This is a genomic window from Actinomyces respiraculi, from assembly GCF_014595995.2.
In the GTDB taxonomy this organism is placed as follows: domain Bacteria; phylum Actinomycetota; class Actinomycetes; order Actinomycetales; family Actinomycetaceae; genus Actinomyces; species Actinomyces respiraculi.
This window is the reverse complement of sequence record NZ_CP063989.1, coordinates 2,163,379-2,180,434: the sequence shown is the minus strand read 5'-3', so window position 1 is coordinate 2,180,434 and position 17,056 is coordinate 2,163,379. Positions and strand designations below refer to the sequence as shown.

Genomic DNA, 17,056 nt, shown 5'->3' with positions numbered 1-17,056 from the left:
GAGACAGAGATGACCACCTCGCAGCCGTCCGCTCCCGAGCCCGGATCCAGGGAGACGCCATGCGCCGGCCAGGACCCGACCGCCTACACGCCGTCGGACCTGGACCGCAAGATCGCAGCCGCCTTCCCCGGCGTCGTCGTCCGAAAAGACCTCGTCAAGGCGGTCAAGGGCAACGCCATCGTGCCCACCTACGTGCTGGAGTACCTCCTGGGGCAGTACGCCGCCACCGACGACGAGGCGACCATTCGCACCGGCATCGAACAGGTGCGCTCCATCCTGCGCGACCACTACGTCCACCGCGGAGAAAACCGGCTCATCCAGTCCCGCATCCGCGAGAAGGGGCGCCACCGCATCATCGACAAGGTCTCCGTCTCCCTCAACGAGCGGCAGGACATCTACGAGGCCGAGTTCTCCAACCTCGGCATCTCCCGCGTCGAGATCGGCGCCGACATGGTGCGCGAGCACCCCAAGCTCCTCACCGGCGGCGTGTGGTGCATCTGCGACATTGTCTACGCCCACTCCGGGGACCCCAAGGAGGTCCCCTGGCGGCTTCACTCCCTCAAACCCATCCAGCTCTCCCGGCTCGACCTGACGTCCTACACCGACACGCGCGAGCAGTTCACCACCCAGGAGTGGACCGACCTGCTCATCCAGTCCATCGGCTTCAACCCCGAGATGCTCGGCGAGCGCACCAAGCTGCTCCACCTTGTGCGCCTCATCCCCTTTGTCGAACGCAACTACAACCTCATTGAGCTCGGTCCTAAGGGAACCGGTAAATCCCACATCTACTCCGAGTTCTCCCCGCACGGGATGCTGATCTCCGGGGGAGAGGTGACGGTGCCCAAGCTCTTCGTCAACAACGCCAACGGGAGGATCGGGCTCGTCGGCTACTGGGACTGCGTCGCCTTCGACGAGTTCGCCGGACGCAAGAAGCGGGCGGACCGGGCACTGGTCGACATCATGAAGAACTACATGGCCAACAAGTCCTTCTCCCGCGGAGTCGAGACCCTCGGTGCGCAGGCCTCGATGGTCTTCGTGGGCAACACCGCCCACACCGTGCCCTACATGCTCAAGAACTCCGACCTGTTCGACGAGCTGCCCGAGCAGTACCACGATCCCGCCTTCCTCGACCGCATCCACAGCTACGTCCCGGGGTGGGAGTTCGAGCAGATTCGCGGCGAGATGTTCTCCACCGGCTACGGCTTCGTCGTCGATTACCTGGCTGAGGTCCTCAAGTCCCAGCGCGACCTCGACTACTCCGACCGCTACCAGGAGTACGTCAGCCTGTCGGAGGACATCTCTACGCGCGACCGCGACGGCATCCACAAGACCTTCTCCGGGCTGATGAAGCTCATCCATCCCTCCGGGCGCGCCGGAGCAGACGAGATTGAGGCCCTCCTCAGGGTCGCCGTCGAGGGCCGCAAGCGGGTCAAGGACCAGCTCCTGCGCATCGACGGAACCATGACCCCGGTGCGTTTCGGCTACAGCACCGGCCAGGGATGGCGGGCGGTGAGCACCGTCGAGGAGGAGGAGTACCCCGAGCTGTACCACCGAGACGGTGCTGGCGATCATGACGGCACCGTCGAGAACGCGCGTGCTCGCGAGGCTGGGAGCAGCCGCGGCGCCGCGTCGCCTGAGGGCGACGGGGTGAGGCGAGAACCCCGCAGAACAGCTCCGGAGCTACGGGAGGGTTCCTTCTCCTTCACCGAAGGGCGACGCGGCTTCAGCTACGACCGATTCTTCGGCCCGTACCTGCGTGGAGCGACACGCATCGAGATCATCGACCCGTATATCAGGCAGCCGCACCAGGCGCGTAACCTCACCGAGTTCCTTGAGACGGTCGCTAAAGTGACCGACCGCACGAAAGAGGTCGCCGTTCATCTCATCACGAAGCCGGACACGACTGCGGAGCATGCCCGCAAACAGGTGGAGAACCTCGAGGCAATCAAGAACAACACGAGGGTGGCGGGCATCGCCTTCGACTATGCCTTCAACGACACCATCCACGACCGCTCCATCACCGCCGATACCGGGTGGCTGATCGTGCTCGGGCGGGGCCTCGACGTGTTCCAGCCCTTTGACACGAGCTGGTTCGACCTGCGCCTGCGCCAGCAGATCTACCGCCAGGTCAAGGAGTTCACCATCACCTACGTCCGCCGCGGTGATCGGGCCTAGTGCGGGCTGGGGTGGGTGGACCAGTCGGTTTCAGAGTGCCTTTCGTGACGGCCCTTCGTGGGGCGGGAGGACGGGAAGGTATGAGGAGGTTCTCTCAGCACACTCCTGAGCAGGTCGTGGTCACGCTCATGCACGCTCACGCTTTCCAGCCTCCGGCAGATTCCGCAGAATTCCGCGGTTTTCCGTCGCGGCGCTCTCGAGTCGTCTGGCTCCCATGTGCGTGAGCAACTCCCATGCACATGGGAGCCTCAGGGGCGGTTGTCGGCTTAAGGGCCAAAACCGCGGAATACCAACGAAAAGTCCGAATCGGTCAAGTCACACCAGTCACGTGAGCGTGCGAGCCCTGCTTGGCACCCTCTGGTCGGGCATTCATCACGAGTTTGCGGCCGGCGTCACTCCCACGCCATGCCCGGATCCCACCCGCGTCCCGCGCCCGGCCCGCCCTCGCCCCCAGTTTGTGTGAACACGACCCTTGACCAAATGTCCTGACGAATTACAGTGGGCCCATAGGGTACCTCGTCCGCGCGCCCCGGTAGGGGCGCCCGAGGGCCCATGAGACTCAGGAGTCATCAACGATGAAGACCATCCCGCACTGGATCGACGGCCAGGAGTACGAGGGCAGCCCCGTCGGCCGCTTCCCCATCGAGAACCCGGGCACCGGTGAGATCGAGGCCGAGCTGCTCCAGGCCTCGCCCGAGGACCTCGACCACGCCGTGGCCGTCGCCCGCCGAGCCCAGAAGGAGTGGGCGAAGGTCTCCCTGGCCAAACGCACCGCCATCATGTTCACCATGCGTCAGCTCGTCCTCGACCACCAGGACGAGATGGCCCGCCTCATCGTGGCCGAGCACGGCAAGAACTACTCCGACGCCATCGGCGAGATCCAGCGCGGGCGCGAGACCCTCGACTTCGCCACCTCCATCAACGTGGCACTCAAGGGCGAGTACTCCTCCGACATCTCCACCGGGGTGGACATCCACACCCTGCGCCAGCCGGTCGGCGTCGTCGGCGGCATCTGCCCCTTCAACTTCCCCGCCATGGTGCCGATGTGGATGCACCCCCTGGCCATCGCCACCGGCAACGCCGTGGTGATGAAGCCGGCCTCCGCCACGCCGTCGGCAATGCTGCTGACCGCCCGCCTGTACAAGGAGGCCGGGCTGCCCGACGGCGTCTTCAACGTCGTCTCCGGCAACCGCTCCATCGTCTCGGGCATCCTCGAGCACCCCGGCATCGACGCCATCTCCTTCGTGGGCTCCACCCCGGTGGCGCACATCGTCCAGAACACCGGCGTCACCCACGGCAAGCGCGTCCAGGCGCTGGGCGGGGCGAACAACCACGCCATCGTCATGCCCGACTGCGACCTCGACTTCGCCGCCCAGCACCTGTCCGCCGCAGCCTTCGGCGCCGCCGGCGAGCGCTGCATGGCGCTGCCGGTTGTCGTGGCGGTCGGCGGCTGCGGTCCCGAGCTGGCCCGCAAGGTCAAGGCCCACGCCGAGAAGATCAAGGTCGGCTACGGCATGGACGAGGGCGTCGAGATGGGCCCGGTCATCGACGCCAAGGCCAAGGAGTTCATCATCGGCCTGATCAACGAGGGCGAGGCCGACGGCGGCGAGGTCGTCCTCGATGGCCGCGGCCTCGTCATCCCCGGCCACGAGAAGGGCCACTTCGTGGGCCCGACCATCGTCGACAACGTCCCGGTGACCTCGCGCCTGTACAAGGAGGAGGTCTTCGGGCCGGTCCTCACCATCGTCCACGCGGACACCTACGAGGAGGCCATCGCCATCGTCAATGCCTCCGAGTTCGGCAACGGCTCGGCGATCTTCACCAACGACGGCGGTGTGGCCCGCCGCTTCACCCTCGACGTCGAGGCCGGCATGGTGGGCGTCAACGTCCCCATCCCGACGCCGGTGGCCTACTACTCCTTCGGCGGCTGGAAGGAGTCGCTGCTCGGCGACCACCACATCCACGGCCCCGAGGGCGTGCGGTTCTACACGCGTGCCAAGGCGATCACGAGCCGCTGGCCCTCGGAGAAGAGCTACGCCGCCACCATGTCCTTCCAGCGCGAGGAGTGAGGCTCTAGCCGCCGGCCGGTGGCTGCGCCCCCTGCACCGACGTCGGTTGGTGCAGGGGGCGCGCCTCGTCGGGTGCGGGTGCCGACGGCGAGGGGCCGGGCGGGTGCCGACGGCGAGGGGTCGGGCGGGTGCCGACGGCGGGGCGTCGGGGCGGAGGTTGGCGTCGTCGTCGGACGTCAGAAGGATCGATTTGTTGTGACAAAGGGGTGGTGTCCCGAGCGAAAGGGGCGTACTGTGAACCTCACAACCGAAACGATTCGGTTGTGACGACATACCGCGATCCAGGAGGGACAACGATGTCCAAGGCTGTCAACACCCTCGACCCCACCTACTCAAAACTCACCATCGGCGTGTGCCCCGACCAGTGGGGCGTCTGGTTCCCCGAGGACCCCAAGCAGATGGACCCGCGCCAGGCGTGGGAGGAGATGGCCGAGGCCGGCTTCGAGGTCATCGAGACCGGCCCCTACGGCTACTTCCCCACTGACCCCAAGGAGCTGCAGAAGTGGTGCGACGACTACGGCATGCGCGTGGTCGCCGGCACCGGCTGGGGCATCCTGCACAAGGCCGAGGCCTGGGAGCAGACCCTCGCCACCTTCCGCGCCATCGCCGAGACCCACGCCGCCGTCGGGGCGGAGTACATCGTCCACCTGCCCCCGCTCTACCGCGATGACAAGACCTGGGAGTGGACCGACGACCGCGTCCTGAGCGACGACGCCTGGAAGCTCTACGTCGAGCACGCCAACACCCTGGGCCAGATGCTCCTCGACGAGTACGGCCTCAAGATGGTCCTGCACCCCCACGGCGACTCCCACATCGAGACCCCCGAGGAGATCGCCCGGATCTTCGACGCCACCGACCCCACCTACGTCAACCTCTGCCTCGACTCCGGCCACGTCGTCTACGGCGGCGGCGACCCCGTTGAGCTGTGCAAGACGTACCCCGAGCGCATCACCTACGTCCACATCAAGGCCTTCGACGAGGACATCACCCGCGAGGCCCACGAGAAGGACTGGCCCTTCGGTGAGGCCGTGACCAAGGGCGCCTCCGTCTGCCCGCCCGCAGGCCTGCCCGAGATGCACGAGTTCGTCAACGCCCTGGCCGCCCTCGACAAGCCGATCTACTGCATCTGCGAGCAGGACTGCTACCCCTGCGACCCGTCCTTCCCCAAGCAGAACGCCATCAACATGCGCACCTACCTCGCCGAGTGCGGCCTCGGCCTCGCCTGACCCCCGATTCTCACCCCCCGTGCTCTCAAGGAGGAGACACCACCATGACCATTCGTATCGGACTCATCGGCGCCGGCGGCATGGGCCGCGCCCACCTCGCCCGCATCGCCAATGACCTCTCCGGCGCCGTCATCACGGCGGTGGCCGACATCAACCACGACGCCGCCGTCTCGGCCGCCGAGCCCTACGGTGCCAAGGCATACGACAGCTCCGAGGCACTCATCAACGCCCCCGAGGTCGACGCCGTCGTCATCGCCACCTTCGGCAAGGCCCACGCCCCCGACGTCATCAGGTGCATCGAGGCCGGAAAGTACGTCCTGTGCGAGAAGCCCCTGGCCACCACGGCCGAGGACTGCCTGCGGATCATGGAGGCTGAGCGCAAGGCGGGCAAGAGGCTCGTGACAGTCGGCTTCATGCGCCGTTTCGACGCCGGCTATCAGGAGATGAAGGCGGTCCTCGACTCCGGCGAGCACGGCTACGCCACCCTGGTGCACTGCCGCCACCGCAACCCCTCAGTCCCCGAGGGCTACACCACGCGCAACATGATCGACGACACCGCGATCCACGAGATCGACATCTGTCGGTACCTGCTGGGCGAGGAGATCGCATCGGTGCGCATCGACACCCCGCGCGCGACCTCGCGCCGCTTCGAGCACCTCCAGGACCCGCTGGTCCTCGTGGCCACGACCGCCTCCGGCGTCCTCATCGACGACGAGGTCAACGTCAACATCCAGTTCGGCTACTCCATCGAGTGCGAGCTGGTCATGGAGGCCGGCACCGTGCGCCTGGGCGACCAGGAGAAGGTCCACGTCCGCGACGTCCACGGCAACCGCAACGCCATGTGCCAGTCCCACATCGACCGCTTCCAGACCGCCTTCAACACTGAGTTCCAGTCCTGGATCAACGCCGTGGCCAGGGACGAGCACACCGGCTCGACCTCCTGGGACGGCTACGCCGCCACCTGTGTCGTCGACGCCGCCCTGGAGTCACTGGGCAACGGTGGCCGCGAGGTGAGCGTGTCCATGATCGACAAGCCGACCTTCTACGCCTGAGCGGCCCGGGCCTCCGGGGAGGCCCGCACCCGTGGGCTCCGGTGCGGGCCTGCCCGGCGCAACCTGCGTGTGCGTGGCCCGACGAGAATCGGGCACCTCATCTAGCGCGCGTAAAAATGTCGTGACATACTGACTTCTGTCGACAAAGCCGTCGAGCGACCGAGAGGAATCCCCATGGTTGATATCGCCCTCGACCCGAACATGTACTACCTCACCATGTCCACAGCGGACACGCTCCGCAAGGCCGCCGAACTGGGTTTCCGCCACGTGGAGCTCTCGCCCAACAACGAGTTCCACCTCTGGCACCACTATCCGAAGGCGGACACGACCTTCATCGAGGAGCTCACGAAGGCCCAGAAGGATACGGGCGTCACGGTGCGCACCCTCAATCCCGTCTTCAACTGGTCCTCGCCCGACGAGGCCGAGCGCCAGGCCCAGGTGCGCAACTGGAGGCGCCTGCTCGAGCTTGCCGACGCCCTCGACGTGCGTGACATCGTCTCCGAGTTCTCCGGGGACCGCAACCGGGCCTCCCGCTCGGAGCAGCAGTGGTACAAGTCCATGGAGGAGCTCACCCCCGTCTTCGAGAGGTACGGCATCCGCCTCAACATGGAAGCCCACCCCTACGACTTCGTTGAGCTGCACGATCGCGCCCTCGAGCTCGTGCGCTCCATCGACAAGGACTGGATCGGCTACGAGTACTGCTGCCCGCACACCTTCCACCTGTCCGACGGCGTCGGCGACGCCGGGCGCATGATCCGCACCGCCGCCGACGCGGGCAAGCTGCGCGAGGTTCACGTCTCCGACGGCTTCAACCACCGCATCAACGACGGCAACCGCTACATCGTCAACCCCCCGGGCGCCGACGTCACCGTGCACCAGCACAACGCCATCGGCCTGGGCGAGGTCCCGTGGGATGACGTCTTCCAGACCCTGCGCGACGTCGCCTTCGACGGCGTCGTGTCCGTGTGCATCTTCGGCTGGCACGAGAAGGCCGACGAGTACAACAAGGCCGCGCTCGCCCGGCTCACCGAGGAGCTCGGCGCCTGAGTCCCTCCCGGTTCTGCGACGGCCGCCGCGGGACCGATCACTCCACACGCCGACCGCCCCGCTCGCGGGTGGTCAGGACCCGTGCGGCCGCATCCGCCCGCCCCCGAACACCTGCCGACGACAGGTGCGAGAAGGAGACACACACATGTCCTCATCCGCCGAACCGGCTGCCCACCTCAGCCGCGGCGAGCTTGACAGGCTCGTCGACGCCACCCCTCCCTCCGGCAAGAAACGCTCGCTTGGGCTCATCGCCCTCGTGGCCACCCTGGGCTCCCTGCTCTTCGGCTACGACACCGGCGTCATCTCCGGCGCACTGCCCTACATGTACCTGCCCACCGACGCCCACGGCCTGGCCCTGACGACGGCCGAGGAGGGGTGGGTCGGCGCGCTGCTGGCCCTGGGGGCCGCGCTGGGCGCCTCCGTGGGCGGCAAGCTCTCCGACATGTACGGCCGCCGCCACAACATCAGCCTGCTGGCCCTCGTGTTCTTCGTCGGAGCCATCGGCTGCACACTCTCACCCAACATCTGGGTGCTGTACATCTTCCGCGTCATCCTCGGCTTCGCCGTCGGCGGCGCCTCCGTCACCGTCCCCGTGTTCCTGGGCGAGACCGCGCCCAAACGCATCCGCGGCACGCTCGTGGCCGTGGACCAGATGATGATCGTCTTCGGCCAGTTCGTCGCCTTCTCCATGAACGCGGCCCTGACCCGCATGCACGGCGGTCCGCACGTGGAGTCGGGCGGCGAGGTCATCGCGTGGACCAATAGCGTCGCCAACCAGGTGGCCAGTGGCGCCCTCATGGTCGACGGCGGCAATGGCCTGACCTGGCGCTACATGCTCGTCATCGCCTCGCTGCCCGCCATCGCCCTGTGGATCGGCATCCGCCTCATGCCCGAGTCCTCGCGCTGGTACATCGCCAACCACCGCATCCCTGAGGCCATCGGGGCCCTCAAGCGCATTCGCGATGAGGGCAAGGACGGCTCCGTCGCCGAGGAGATCGACGAGATGCTGGAGAACCAGCGTCAGGAGGCCAGCCAGGAGAAGTGGCGCCTGTCCCAGATTTGGGGCACGCGGTGGACCCGGCGTCTGCTCATCATTGGCATCATCCTGGGTATCGCCGACCAGCTCACCGGCATCAACACGGCGATGTACTACACGCCCAAGATCCTCTCCGCCGCCGGCCTGCCTCTGGACGACGCCATCACCCTCAACGTCATCTCGGGCGGGGTGTCCTTCATCGGATCGGCCACGGGCCTGTGGCTCGTCCACCGCTTCGCCCGTCGGCACGTGGGCATCTACCAGGAGACCTCCATCGCCATCTCCCTGGGTCTGCTCGCTGCGGTGTTCTACTTCCTCATCGAGCCCTTCCAGGACGCCGACGGCGACATCGTTGGTGCTGCCAGCTGGGCGCCTTACGTCGTGCTGCTCATCGTGAGCGTCTTCGTCTTCGCCAAGCAGTCCGGCACGGTGACCTGGGTGCTCGTCGCCGAGATCTTCCCCAGCAAGATTCGCGGCACCAGTATGGGCCTGGCGGTGGGGGCACTGTGGGTCGCCAATGCCTTCGTGGCCTGGGTCTTCCCCATCATCATGAAGAGCCTGGGAGGGTCCCTGACCTACCTCATCTTCGCCCTCATCAACGTCGGGTCACTGATCTTCTACATCAAGTTCGTCCCCGAGACGAAGTACCACTCCCTCGAGGAGCTCGAGCGGCGCTTCGAGAAGGAGTACAGCTGAGCGCCGGCCTCCCGCGGCCAGCACGGCCGCCTCGGGCTCTCTGCCCTCGCGCCCGCCCCGTCGGAACCTCACGACGGGGCGGGCGCCGTCGCGCTCTCAGGACAACGCGCCGCTCGTAGGACAACCGGGTGGAGGCGCAGAGGTTGTCCTTGTAACGACAGGTTGTCCTGGGCGCTCTGGAACAGTGGCGCGAAGGGCGGGGCGGGGCGCCGAGAGTGTCCAGAGTGCCCACTAAATGTCCTGACAAATAGGGGCGGGCTCGGTAGGGTATGTCATGTCAAACGAAGTGCGGGCGCGCCGGGCGCCCGCCGAGAGAGGTTGAGACATGACGAGCAATGACGCCTTCACCATCCCCCAGACCATGCGAGCAGCCGTGCTGCGCGACCACAGCACGGGCCTGCGCGTCGAGACCATCCGCACCCCGCGCCCCAAGGCCGGCGAGGTCCTCATCAAGGTGGCCGCCTGCGGTCTGTGCCACTCCGACCTTCACGTCATCGGCGGCGCCATCGCCTTCCCGCTGCCCGCCGTCCTCGGGCACGAGGTCACCGGCACCATCGTCGAGCTCGGCCCTGGCAACGAGCACACCGGCCTCAAGGTCGGCGACCGTGTCGCCGGCGGCTTCCTCATGCCCTGCGGCCAGTGCGAGGCCTGCGCCGCCGGCCGCGACGAGCTGTGCGGCCCCTTCTTCGACCTCAACCGCCTTAAGGGTGTCCTCTACGACGGCACCACGCGCCTGGCAGGCCTCGACGGCGAGCCCATCTACATGTACTCCATGGGCGGACTGGCCGAGTACGCCGTCGTGCCCGCCACCGCCGTGGCTGTGACCTCCGAGTCCATCGACCTCGTGCCCGCCGCCATCCTGGGCTGCGCCGCGATGACCGGCTACGGCGCCGTACGCCGCGGCGCCGACCTGCGCTTCGGCGAGAGCGTCGCCGTCGTCGCCACCGGGGGAGTGGGTACCAACATCGTCCAGATTGCCGCCGCCTTCGGCGCCTCCCAGGTCATCGCCATCGACGTCTCGGACGACAAGCTCGCCCCCATGCCCGGTTACGGCGCCACCGCCGTCGTCAACTCCGTCACCCAGGACGCCCGCGAGGAGGTCCTGCGCCTGACCGGTGGCAAGGGCGTCGACGTCGCCTTCGAGGCCCTGGGCATCCCCGCCACGTGGAGGACCGCACTCGACGTCCTGGCCGACGGCGGCCGCATGGTCCCGATCGGCCTGGGTGCCGGCGTCCAGACCGCCGAGGTGGAGATCAACCGCACCGTGCGCCGCTCGCAGTCGATCCTCGGCTCCTACGGCGCGCGCACCCGACAGGACCTGCCCGCTGTCGTCGACCTCGCGGCCAAGGGCGTTATCAACTACACCGACGTCGTCTCGCGCCGCTTCCCGCTCGAGGAGGCCGGCGTCGGCTACACGGCGCTGAAGAACCGCGAGATCCAGGGGCGCGCCGTCGTTGACATGAGTCTGTGAGAGCGTCCGGGCGGTCGGAGCCCGAGGCTGTGTGTCACGCATCCCTGGTCAGAGAGATTCGTGTTCTGGCGGTTCCGTGGAATCTCGCGGTTTCCGGGGTGCCCGGCGGGCCGGGTCGAGTTCTGACCAGGGATGCGTGACAGGCCCGGCAGCAGCCCGTAGGGGCGCTGCCGGGCCTGCACCACGCCGGACTGCGAACTCAGATGGTGAACAGGGTCGACTCGATGTAGGCGCGGGCCTTGGCGCCGTACTCGTGCGGGTTGGCGATGGCCGGGTCCTGCTCGGCCTCCACGAGGATCCACGTGTTGTAGCCGTGCTCAACGAGGAAGCGGTAGGGCTCGGTGAAGTCGATCATGCCGTCGCCCGGGACGGTGAACATGCCCGCCATGAAGGAGTCGAGGAAGGAGCGCCCCAGCTCCTTGGACTCGGCCAGCTTGTCCGGACGCACGTCCTTGAAATGGACGTGCTTGACGCGGTCGATGGTCGCCTCGAGCAGGCCCATGACGTCGCCGTCGCCAACGAAGGCGTGGCCCGTATCGAACAGGAGGGAGACCTTGGCCGGATCGGTCAGCTCCATGAGCCGAATCGTCTCCTCCTTGGTCTGGACGACCGTGCCCAGATGGTGGTGGTAGACGAGGTCGAGGCCGTGCTCCAGGGCGATCTCCCCCAGGCGGTCCAGGCCCTCGGCCAGCACCGGCCACTGCTCCTCGGTGAGCACCGGCTTGTTCGTGAAGATGTTGACGTCGCGCACCCCCTGCACCGAGCCGGTCTGCTCCGAGACGACGACGCGGCTCGCGCCCAGGTAGCGCAGGTACTCGCAGGTGGCGGTGAACTCGGGGATGACGGCCTCGACGCCGTCGCGCACGATGAAGGAGGAGAACCACTGGGCGACGATGGCGATGCCGCGGGCGTCAATGCGCTCCTTGGTGACCTCCTTGGAGGGGAACCAGCCGGCCACCTCCGTGCCGTGATAGCCGAGGTCGGCCAGGTCGAGCAGCATGTCCTCCAAGGTGTTGAAGGCGCCGACCTCCTTGATGTCGTCATTGCGCCAGGCGATGGGGTGCATGCCCCAGCTGATGCCGTGGGGGTCGGTGATAGCGGTGGTGGGGTCGAGCCGGAAGGCCATGGTGGGATCTCCTTCGATCTGTGCGGGCGACGCGTGCTTCACACTGCGCGGCATCGCCGTCGTCGATTATAGAAAATGTCAGGACTAACTGTGGGCCGAGGGGCGGGGCCCAGCGCACTGACCGGGCCCCGCGCCCACCGGGTCAGGAGAAGCGCTCCTGCATGTCGCGCTCGATCTGCTCCAGAGAACGGTTGTGCGTCTCGGGCATGATCTTGAACAGAATCACCGCGACGATGAGGTTGAGCAGACCGTAGAAGGTGTACGTCAGCCCGCCGCCCAGACCCTCCATCATCTTGGGGAAGGTCCAGGTGATGACGGCGTTGGCGATCCACATGCAGAAGATGGCCGTGCCGTTCATGACCCCGCGGACATTGGACGGGAAGATCTCACCCATCATCGTCCACACGACCGTGCCGTTGGAGGACTGCACGATGAGCATGAACAGACCCATGAGGGCGAGGATGAGATAGGCGGCCCAGGCCGGCGGAGTGGTGCCCGCGGTGATGTGCGGGGCGATGGTGAAGTGGAAGGTCGCCGCGATGCCCAGCAGGGTCAGACCCACGCCGGTGACGTCGGCGATGAGGATCTGGCGACGGCGGAAGCGCCCGATGAGCCAGATGCCCAGTGCCGATCCGACGACGGAGAAGGCACCGTTGGCGACCTGCGCGGTGATGGCCGCGGAGGTGCCCATGCCCGCGAAGGACAGGACCTTCGGGGCGTAGTACATGACGGTGTTGACGCCGGTGGTCTGGTTGATCACCGCCAGGAAGATGCCCACCAGGAGGAGCTTGCGCAGCCAGGGCACCGACCAGACGTAGCCCAGGCCGCGCTTGGAGGCCTCCTCCTCGATCTCGTGCTGACGGGCCTCGACCATCTCCATGAGCTCGTCCTCGACCGGGCCGTCCTTGGCCTCGTCGCGCACGCGCTTGAGTGAGCCGATGGCCTCGTACAGGCGCTCCTTGGCGATGTACCAGCGCGAGGACTCCGGCATGAGGCGGATGCCGATCCACAGGGCGATGGCCGGCACAGAGCACAGGACGAGCATGTAGCGCCACGCCTGGCCGTTGCCCGAGCTGATGACGAGCTGGTCGAGGAAGGCGTGGAAGGAGGCCTCGTCCATGACGCCGCCGTTGGCGGCGGACAGGGCGGTGATCTCGTCGTAGGCGTAGGAGCCCGCGACCAGGGTCCCCGACGGGTCGGACTCGACGGTCAGGTGGGGCCCGCCGTTGGCGGCGGAGATGATCGCGTTCATCGTGAAGGCGAGCATCTGGCCGGTGACGATCATGAGCTGATCGACGGCGACGATGGAGCCGCGGATGCGCTTGGGTGCGGACTCCGCGAGGTACACCGGCACGGTGGCGCTCGCGCCACCGACGGCCAGACCGAGGATGAAGCGGAAGGGGTACATCACCCACACGTTCGGCGCGAAGGTGGTGCCCAGGGCGCCGATGAGGAAGATGATGGCCAGCATCGTGATGTTGTGGCGGCGCCCGTAGCGGTCGGACAGACGGCCGCCGAAGAGCGCGCCGAAGGCGGCACCGACAAGCAGGAAGCCTCCGACGGCGCCCTCCTCCAGGGCGGTCAGCTGCAGTCCGTCGGCCCCGTAGGGCATGTACATGTAGGGCAGCGCACCGGAGATGACACCGGTGTCGTAGCCGAAGAGCAGCGAGCCGATGGTGGCGACGGTGGCCACGGCGACGATGCCGCGGCGCTTACCCGACGGCGGCGTGGCGTCCACGGCCTCCTTCATCTGGGCCGGAGTGATCCCCCTGAGGGAAATCGGGGCAGGGGTACTCATTGTGAGGGTGTCTCCTGAGATCGGGGTGGATGGTTGACAGTCTGAGGGGTCAGGCGTCGAAGGTCGTGGTGCCGGTGACGCGGGCGACGTCGTGCCACTGGCCGTCGGCTGCCGAGGCGACGACCGCCTCATCGACCTCGGCCGCGCACCAGGCGTCGGCCGCGGAGGGGGCGAGCTGCTCGCCGGTGAGGACGGAGCGGATGAACTGGGCGGCCTCGATGGACTTGAGGTCGTCGAAGCCCATTGAGGTGCCGATGGCCGGCTGGTAGCGCGACCACTCGCCCCAGGCGGGGTTGGCCCAGGCGCGCTGATAGCCGTGGGTGGGGCCGCCGTCGACGCTCGTGCAGACCTCGAGCTCGTTGAGGGAGGCGAAGTCCCAGCGGGCCGAGCCCTCGGTGCCGTAGACCTCGACGACGTACTCGGCGCGCGGGCCCACGCTGGCCCGGCTGGACTCCATGGTGGCCAGGGCCCCGTTGTCGAAGCGCACGAGCATGCCGACGTAGTCCTCGTTCTCGACCGGGCCGACCTCGTCGCCGATCTCGAAGCCGGAGTGGCCGAAGCCTGTTGTGGTGGGGATGGGCCGCTCGGTGATGAAGGTGGCGGTCATGGCCGAGACGGAGGCGATGCGCCCGATGATGTACTGGGCGAGGTCCGCGCCGTGGCTCATGAGGTCGGGCACGACCCCGGCGCCGGCCTTGGCACGCGAGTTGCGCCAGGTGAGCGGTCCCTGGGGCGAGGAGGCGTAGTCGGCGATGAACCAGACGCGGGCGTTGGTGATGCGGCCGAGCGTGCCGCCGCGCACCAGCTCGCGCATGTACTCGATGGCGGGGACGTGGCGGTAGTTGAAGCCGACGGCGTTGACGAGCCCGGCGGCTGCGGCGGCCTGGGCGATCTCGCGCGACTCGGCGGCGCTGACGCCCATGGGCTTTTCGATCCAGAAGGGCTTGCCGGCGTCGATGGCGGCAAGCGCGATCTCCTTGTGCAGGTAGTTGGGTGAGGCGATGGAGACGACGTCGACGTCGGGGTCGGCCAGGAGGTCGCGGTAGTCGGCGTGGGCCCGCTCGAAGCCCAGGTCCTTGGTGGCTGCGCACCGGGCCTGCTCCATGGGGTCGGCTGCGGCCACGAGGCGGGCCTCGACGTCGAGCTCGGGGAAGCGCTCTGACAGTGAGCGGTAGCTGCGGGCGTGGAGTCGGCCCATCCATCCCAGCGAGATGACGCCGACGCCGATCTGCTCCTTGCTATTCATGGAATCCATCGTCTCCTCACGGCCTCCGTCGGCCCGCTGGCAGCCGGGTCTCTCATTGACCCGCTGGTGGTAACGCGCGTCAGCAGTGACGCAGGAGTGACGTTAGGGCAGGACCGGGTGGGCAGTCAAGGGTTAATTGTCTGGACTTTTAGAGTGATGGTGCGCGGGCCCCGACCCCGGTTGCGGGCCCGCCTCAGCCCCGGCGCGTCGTACTGCCGCGGGCGATCAGCCCCGCCGGGACCGTACGGTCGGCGGGCGCGTCCTCGGGGCCGAGGACGACGGACAACGCGTAGGCCATGAGCTGCTCCGGGTGCTGGTTGATGCTCGTCACGTGCAGCTCCGAGCGCTCGGCGAGGGCCGAGTTGTCGTAGGAGGACACGCCCAGCTCCTCGGGAATCGAGACCCCCAGGGCCAGCCCGGCCGCGACGACGTCGATGGCAAGCAAGTCGTTGTAGGCGATGACCCCCAGGGGGCCATCCCCCTGACCCATCGCCGCCGCGAGCGCCTCGCGCACCTCGCCGTCGGCACTCATCTCTGTGAGAACCAGGCCCTGACGGGCGGCCTCCGCGCGGTTGGCCTCGAGCCGCTCGAGGGCCACGGGCTCGTGACGCTCCTTCGCGGGGGACAGGAAGGCGAGGCGCTCGTAGCCCTGCTCCTTGAGGTGAGTGACGCTCAAGCGTGCGGCATGGGCCTCGTCCAGGCGCACAGTCGGGATGCCGGCCTTCCGTGGCAGCGTGCGGTCGACGACGCACAGCGGGACGTGGCGGGCCAGGTCGACCAGCTCGTCGACGCTCAGGGTGGTGCCGGGAAGGATGAGGCCCGCCGGGCGCAGTGACAGCACGTCGTCGATGGTCGAGTGCTCGGCCTGGTCCTCCAGGTCGGAGAGGAAGGCCACGAGCGTGTAGCCGCTCTGGCGTGCGCGACGGCGCAATGCGCGCAGCAGCAGGTCGAAGAAGGGGTTGTCGAGGTAGGGCACGACGATCGCGACCCGGTTGGAGTGGCGTGCGGCCAGCTCCGCGGCGGCGGCGTTGGTTCGGTAACCCAGCGCGCGGGCGGCGTCGAGGACCCTGTGCCGGGTCTCCTCCGACATCCGCCCCTCGCCCTTGAGCGCCAGGGAGACGAGACCGCGCGAGACGCCCGCGGCGTCGGCCACGTCCTGCTGGGTGGCAGGGGTTCGTCGGGCGGAGCGGGACATGCTGTGCTCCTCGGTGCTCCAGAGAGTCGGGCGGGCCCAGGATATCGGCTGCCCGCCCGCCGTCGGCTCATACGAGCAGGTGGGCGGCAGATGCCACGGTGAGGATGGTGACCAGCGGGTCGAAGATCCGCTTGTCCATCCGGGCGGCGAGCCAGCGCCCGGCCAGGGCCGAGACGATGACGACGGGCACGAGCGCGAGGTCCACCCACAGGGTCTCGGCACGGATGAGGCCCAGGCCGATGGACAGCGGCAGCTTGACGAGGTTGACGGTGAAGAAGAACCAGGCCGTCGTGCCCAGGAAGGTCATGACCGAGAACCGCGAGGCCAGGAAGTACATGGTCGTCACCGGGCCTCCCGCGTTGGCGGCCATCGTCGTGAACCCGGCCGCCGTGCCGTAGATGGCGCGCCCCAGCGGTCCCTGCACCTCGGGAGGCTCGGGCAGGCGCATGAGCGCGAGCGTGGCGGCGATGAGGACGAGCAGCAGGGCCCCGATGAGCCGCCTTGCCGCCTCGTCCGAGACCAGGTGCAGGAAGACGGCGCCGAGCACGACTCCCGCGAGCACCCCGGGCACGAGCCGCCTCAGCTCGGACCAGTCGGCGTCGTGCCGGTACATCCAGATGGCCAGGACGTCGCCGATGAGCAGCAGCACGAGCATCGTGCCCGTCGACTCCTTGGCCGGCAGAACCGCGGCGAACAGGGCGACGGCGAGCGTCGCGGCCCCGGGCAGCGCGGTCTTGGCGATGCCGGTCGCGGCCGCGGCGACGACGAGGATCGCCCACGTGGAGGCCGGGAGAGAGGAGGCGTAAGCGAGACCACTGGACAACATTGTCAGCACAAATGCATCCTAGTGGAGATCCGGGGCCCCGGCTGGGCCCTTCGCCCGAGGCATCGCCCCCGACCTCGGACGCCACCCTGCGCA

General features: G+C 67.8%; 12 protein-coding genes. 7 read left to right on the top strand and 5 right to left on the bottom strand.

The features are described 5' to 3' along the window. Positions 1 to 9: 9 nt before the first annotated feature. The 7 genes from brxL (at position 10) to ID810_RS09060 (ending at position 10,772) form a co-directional block, all read left to right on the top strand. Positions 10 to 2,175, top strand: a complete 2,166-nt coding sequence (gene brxL / locus ID810_RS09090) for a BREX system Lon protease-like protein BrxL (RefSeq protein ID WP_166855908.1) — start codon at positions 10 to 12, stop codon at positions 2,173 to 2,175. 575 nt (positions 2,176 to 2,750) lie between these two features. Then, on the top strand, positions 2,751 to 4,244 hold the full coding sequence (locus ID810_RS09085) for a CoA-acylating methylmalonate-semialdehyde dehydrogenase (RefSeq protein WP_166855906.1): 1,494 nt from the start codon (positions 2,751 to 2,753) through the stop codon (positions 4,242 to 4,244). A 296-nt stretch (positions 4,245 to 4,540) separates the two neighbouring features. Beyond that, on the top strand, positions 4,541 to 5,470 hold the full coding sequence (locus ID810_RS09080; protein ID WP_166855904.1) for a sugar phosphate isomerase/epimerase family protein: 930 nt from the start codon (positions 4,541 to 4,543) through the stop codon (positions 5,468 to 5,470). Between the two features lie 44 nt (positions 5,471 to 5,514). After that, positions 5,515 to 6,522, top strand: coding sequence for a Gfo/Idh/MocA family protein (locus tag ID810_RS09075; protein ID WP_166855903.1), 1,008 nt, complete (start codon positions 5,515 to 5,517; stop codon positions 6,520 to 6,522). A 174-nt stretch (positions 6,523 to 6,696) separates the two neighbouring features. Further along, positions 6,697 to 7,569, top strand: coding sequence for a sugar phosphate isomerase/epimerase family protein (locus tag ID810_RS09070; protein WP_166855901.1), 873 nt, complete (start codon positions 6,697 to 6,699; stop codon positions 7,567 to 7,569). 145 nt (positions 7,570 to 7,714) lie between these two features. After that, positions 7,715 to 9,301, top strand: coding sequence for an MFS transporter (locus ID810_RS09065; RefSeq protein WP_166855898.1), 1,587 nt, complete (start codon positions 7,715 to 7,717; stop codon positions 9,299 to 9,301). 325 nt (positions 9,302 to 9,626) lie between these two features. Next, on the top strand, positions 9,627 to 10,772 hold the full coding sequence (locus ID810_RS09060; RefSeq protein ID WP_166855896.1) for a zinc-binding dehydrogenase: 1,146 nt from the start codon (positions 9,627 to 9,629) through the stop codon (positions 10,770 to 10,772). 199 nt (positions 10,773 to 10,971) lie between these two features. On the opposite strand, the gene iolE is transcribed toward ID810_RS09060, so the two are convergent. From iolE to ID810_RS09035, 5 genes are all read right to left on the bottom strand, one after another. Further along, on the bottom strand, positions 10,972 to 11,898 hold the full coding sequence (gene iolE / locus ID810_RS09055; protein WP_166855894.1) for a myo-inosose-2 dehydratase: 927 nt from the start codon (positions 11,896 to 11,898) through the stop codon (positions 10,972 to 10,974). A 142-nt stretch (positions 11,899 to 12,040) separates the two neighbouring features. Beyond that, positions 12,041 to 13,696 (bottom strand): MFS transporter, encoded by a 1,656-nt coding sequence (locus tag ID810_RS09050; protein ID WP_166855892.1) that lies wholly within the window; start codon positions 13,694 to 13,696, stop codon positions 12,041 to 12,043. Between the two features lie 49 nt (positions 13,697 to 13,745). Continuing rightward, complete coding sequence (locus ID810_RS09045; protein ID WP_166855890.1) at positions 13,746 to 14,942, bottom strand: Gfo/Idh/MocA family protein; 1,197 nt, start codon at positions 14,940 to 14,942, stop codon at positions 13,746 to 13,748. A 193-nt stretch (positions 14,943 to 15,135) separates the two neighbouring features. Next, the gene (locus ID810_RS09040; RefSeq protein WP_166855888.1) at positions 15,136 to 16,137 is read right to left on the bottom strand and encodes a LacI family DNA-binding transcriptional regulator; all 1,002 of its coding nucleotides are present in this window, start codon (positions 16,135 to 16,137) and stop codon (positions 15,136 to 15,138) included. Positions 16,138 to 16,204: 67 nt separating this feature from the next. After that, on the bottom strand, positions 16,205 to 16,963 hold the full coding sequence (locus ID810_RS09035; protein WP_166856162.1) for a sulfite exporter TauE/SafE family protein: 759 nt from the start codon (positions 16,961 to 16,963) through the stop codon (positions 16,205 to 16,207). Positions 16,964 to 17,056: the final 93 nt, after the last annotated feature.

Bases quoted from the DNA above. Each gene is read 5' to 3' on its own strand.
- ID810_RS09080 (WP_166855904.1), top strand. From the start codon at position 4,541: ATGTCCAAGGCTGTCAACACCCTCGACCCCACCTACTCAAAACTCACC.
- ID810_RS09085 (WP_166855906.1), top strand. From the start codon at position 2,751: ATGAAGACCATCCCGCACTGGATCGACGGCCAGGAGTACGAGGGCAGC.
- ID810_RS09035 (WP_166856162.1), bottom strand. From the start codon at position 16,963: ATGTTGTCCAGTGGTCTCGCTTACGCCTCCTCTCTCCCGGCCTCCACG.
- ID810_RS09070 (WP_166855901.1), top strand. From the start codon at position 6,697: ATGGTTGATATCGCCCTCGACCCGAACATGTACTACCTCACCATGTCC.
- iolE (WP_166855894.1), bottom strand. From the start codon at position 11,898: ATGGCCTTCCGGCTCGACCCCACCACCGCTATCACCGACCCCCACGGC.
- ID810_RS09065 (WP_166855898.1), top strand. From the start codon at position 7,715: ATGTCCTCATCCGCCGAACCGGCTGCCCACCTCAGCCGCGGCGAGCTT.
- ID810_RS09050 (WP_166855892.1), bottom strand. From the start codon at position 13,696: ATGAGTACCCCTGCCCCGATTTCCCTCAGGGGGATCACTCCGGCCCAG.
- brxL (WP_166855908.1), top strand. From the start codon at position 10: ATGACCACCTCGCAGCCGTCCGCTCCCGAGCCCGGATCCAGGGAGACG.
- ID810_RS09040 (WP_166855888.1), bottom strand. From the start codon at position 16,137: ATGTCCCGCTCCGCCCGACGAACCCCTGCCACCCAGCAGGACGTGGCC.
- ID810_RS09060 (WP_166855896.1), top strand. From the start codon at position 9,627: ATGACGAGCAATGACGCCTTCACCATCCCCCAGACCATGCGAGCAGCC.
- ID810_RS09075 (WP_166855903.1), top strand. From the start codon at position 5,515: ATGACCATTCGTATCGGACTCATCGGCGCCGGCGGCATGGGCCGCGCC.
- ID810_RS09045 (WP_166855890.1), bottom strand. From the start codon at position 14,942: ATGAATAGCAAGGAGCAGATCGGCGTCGGCGTCATCTCGCTGGGATGG.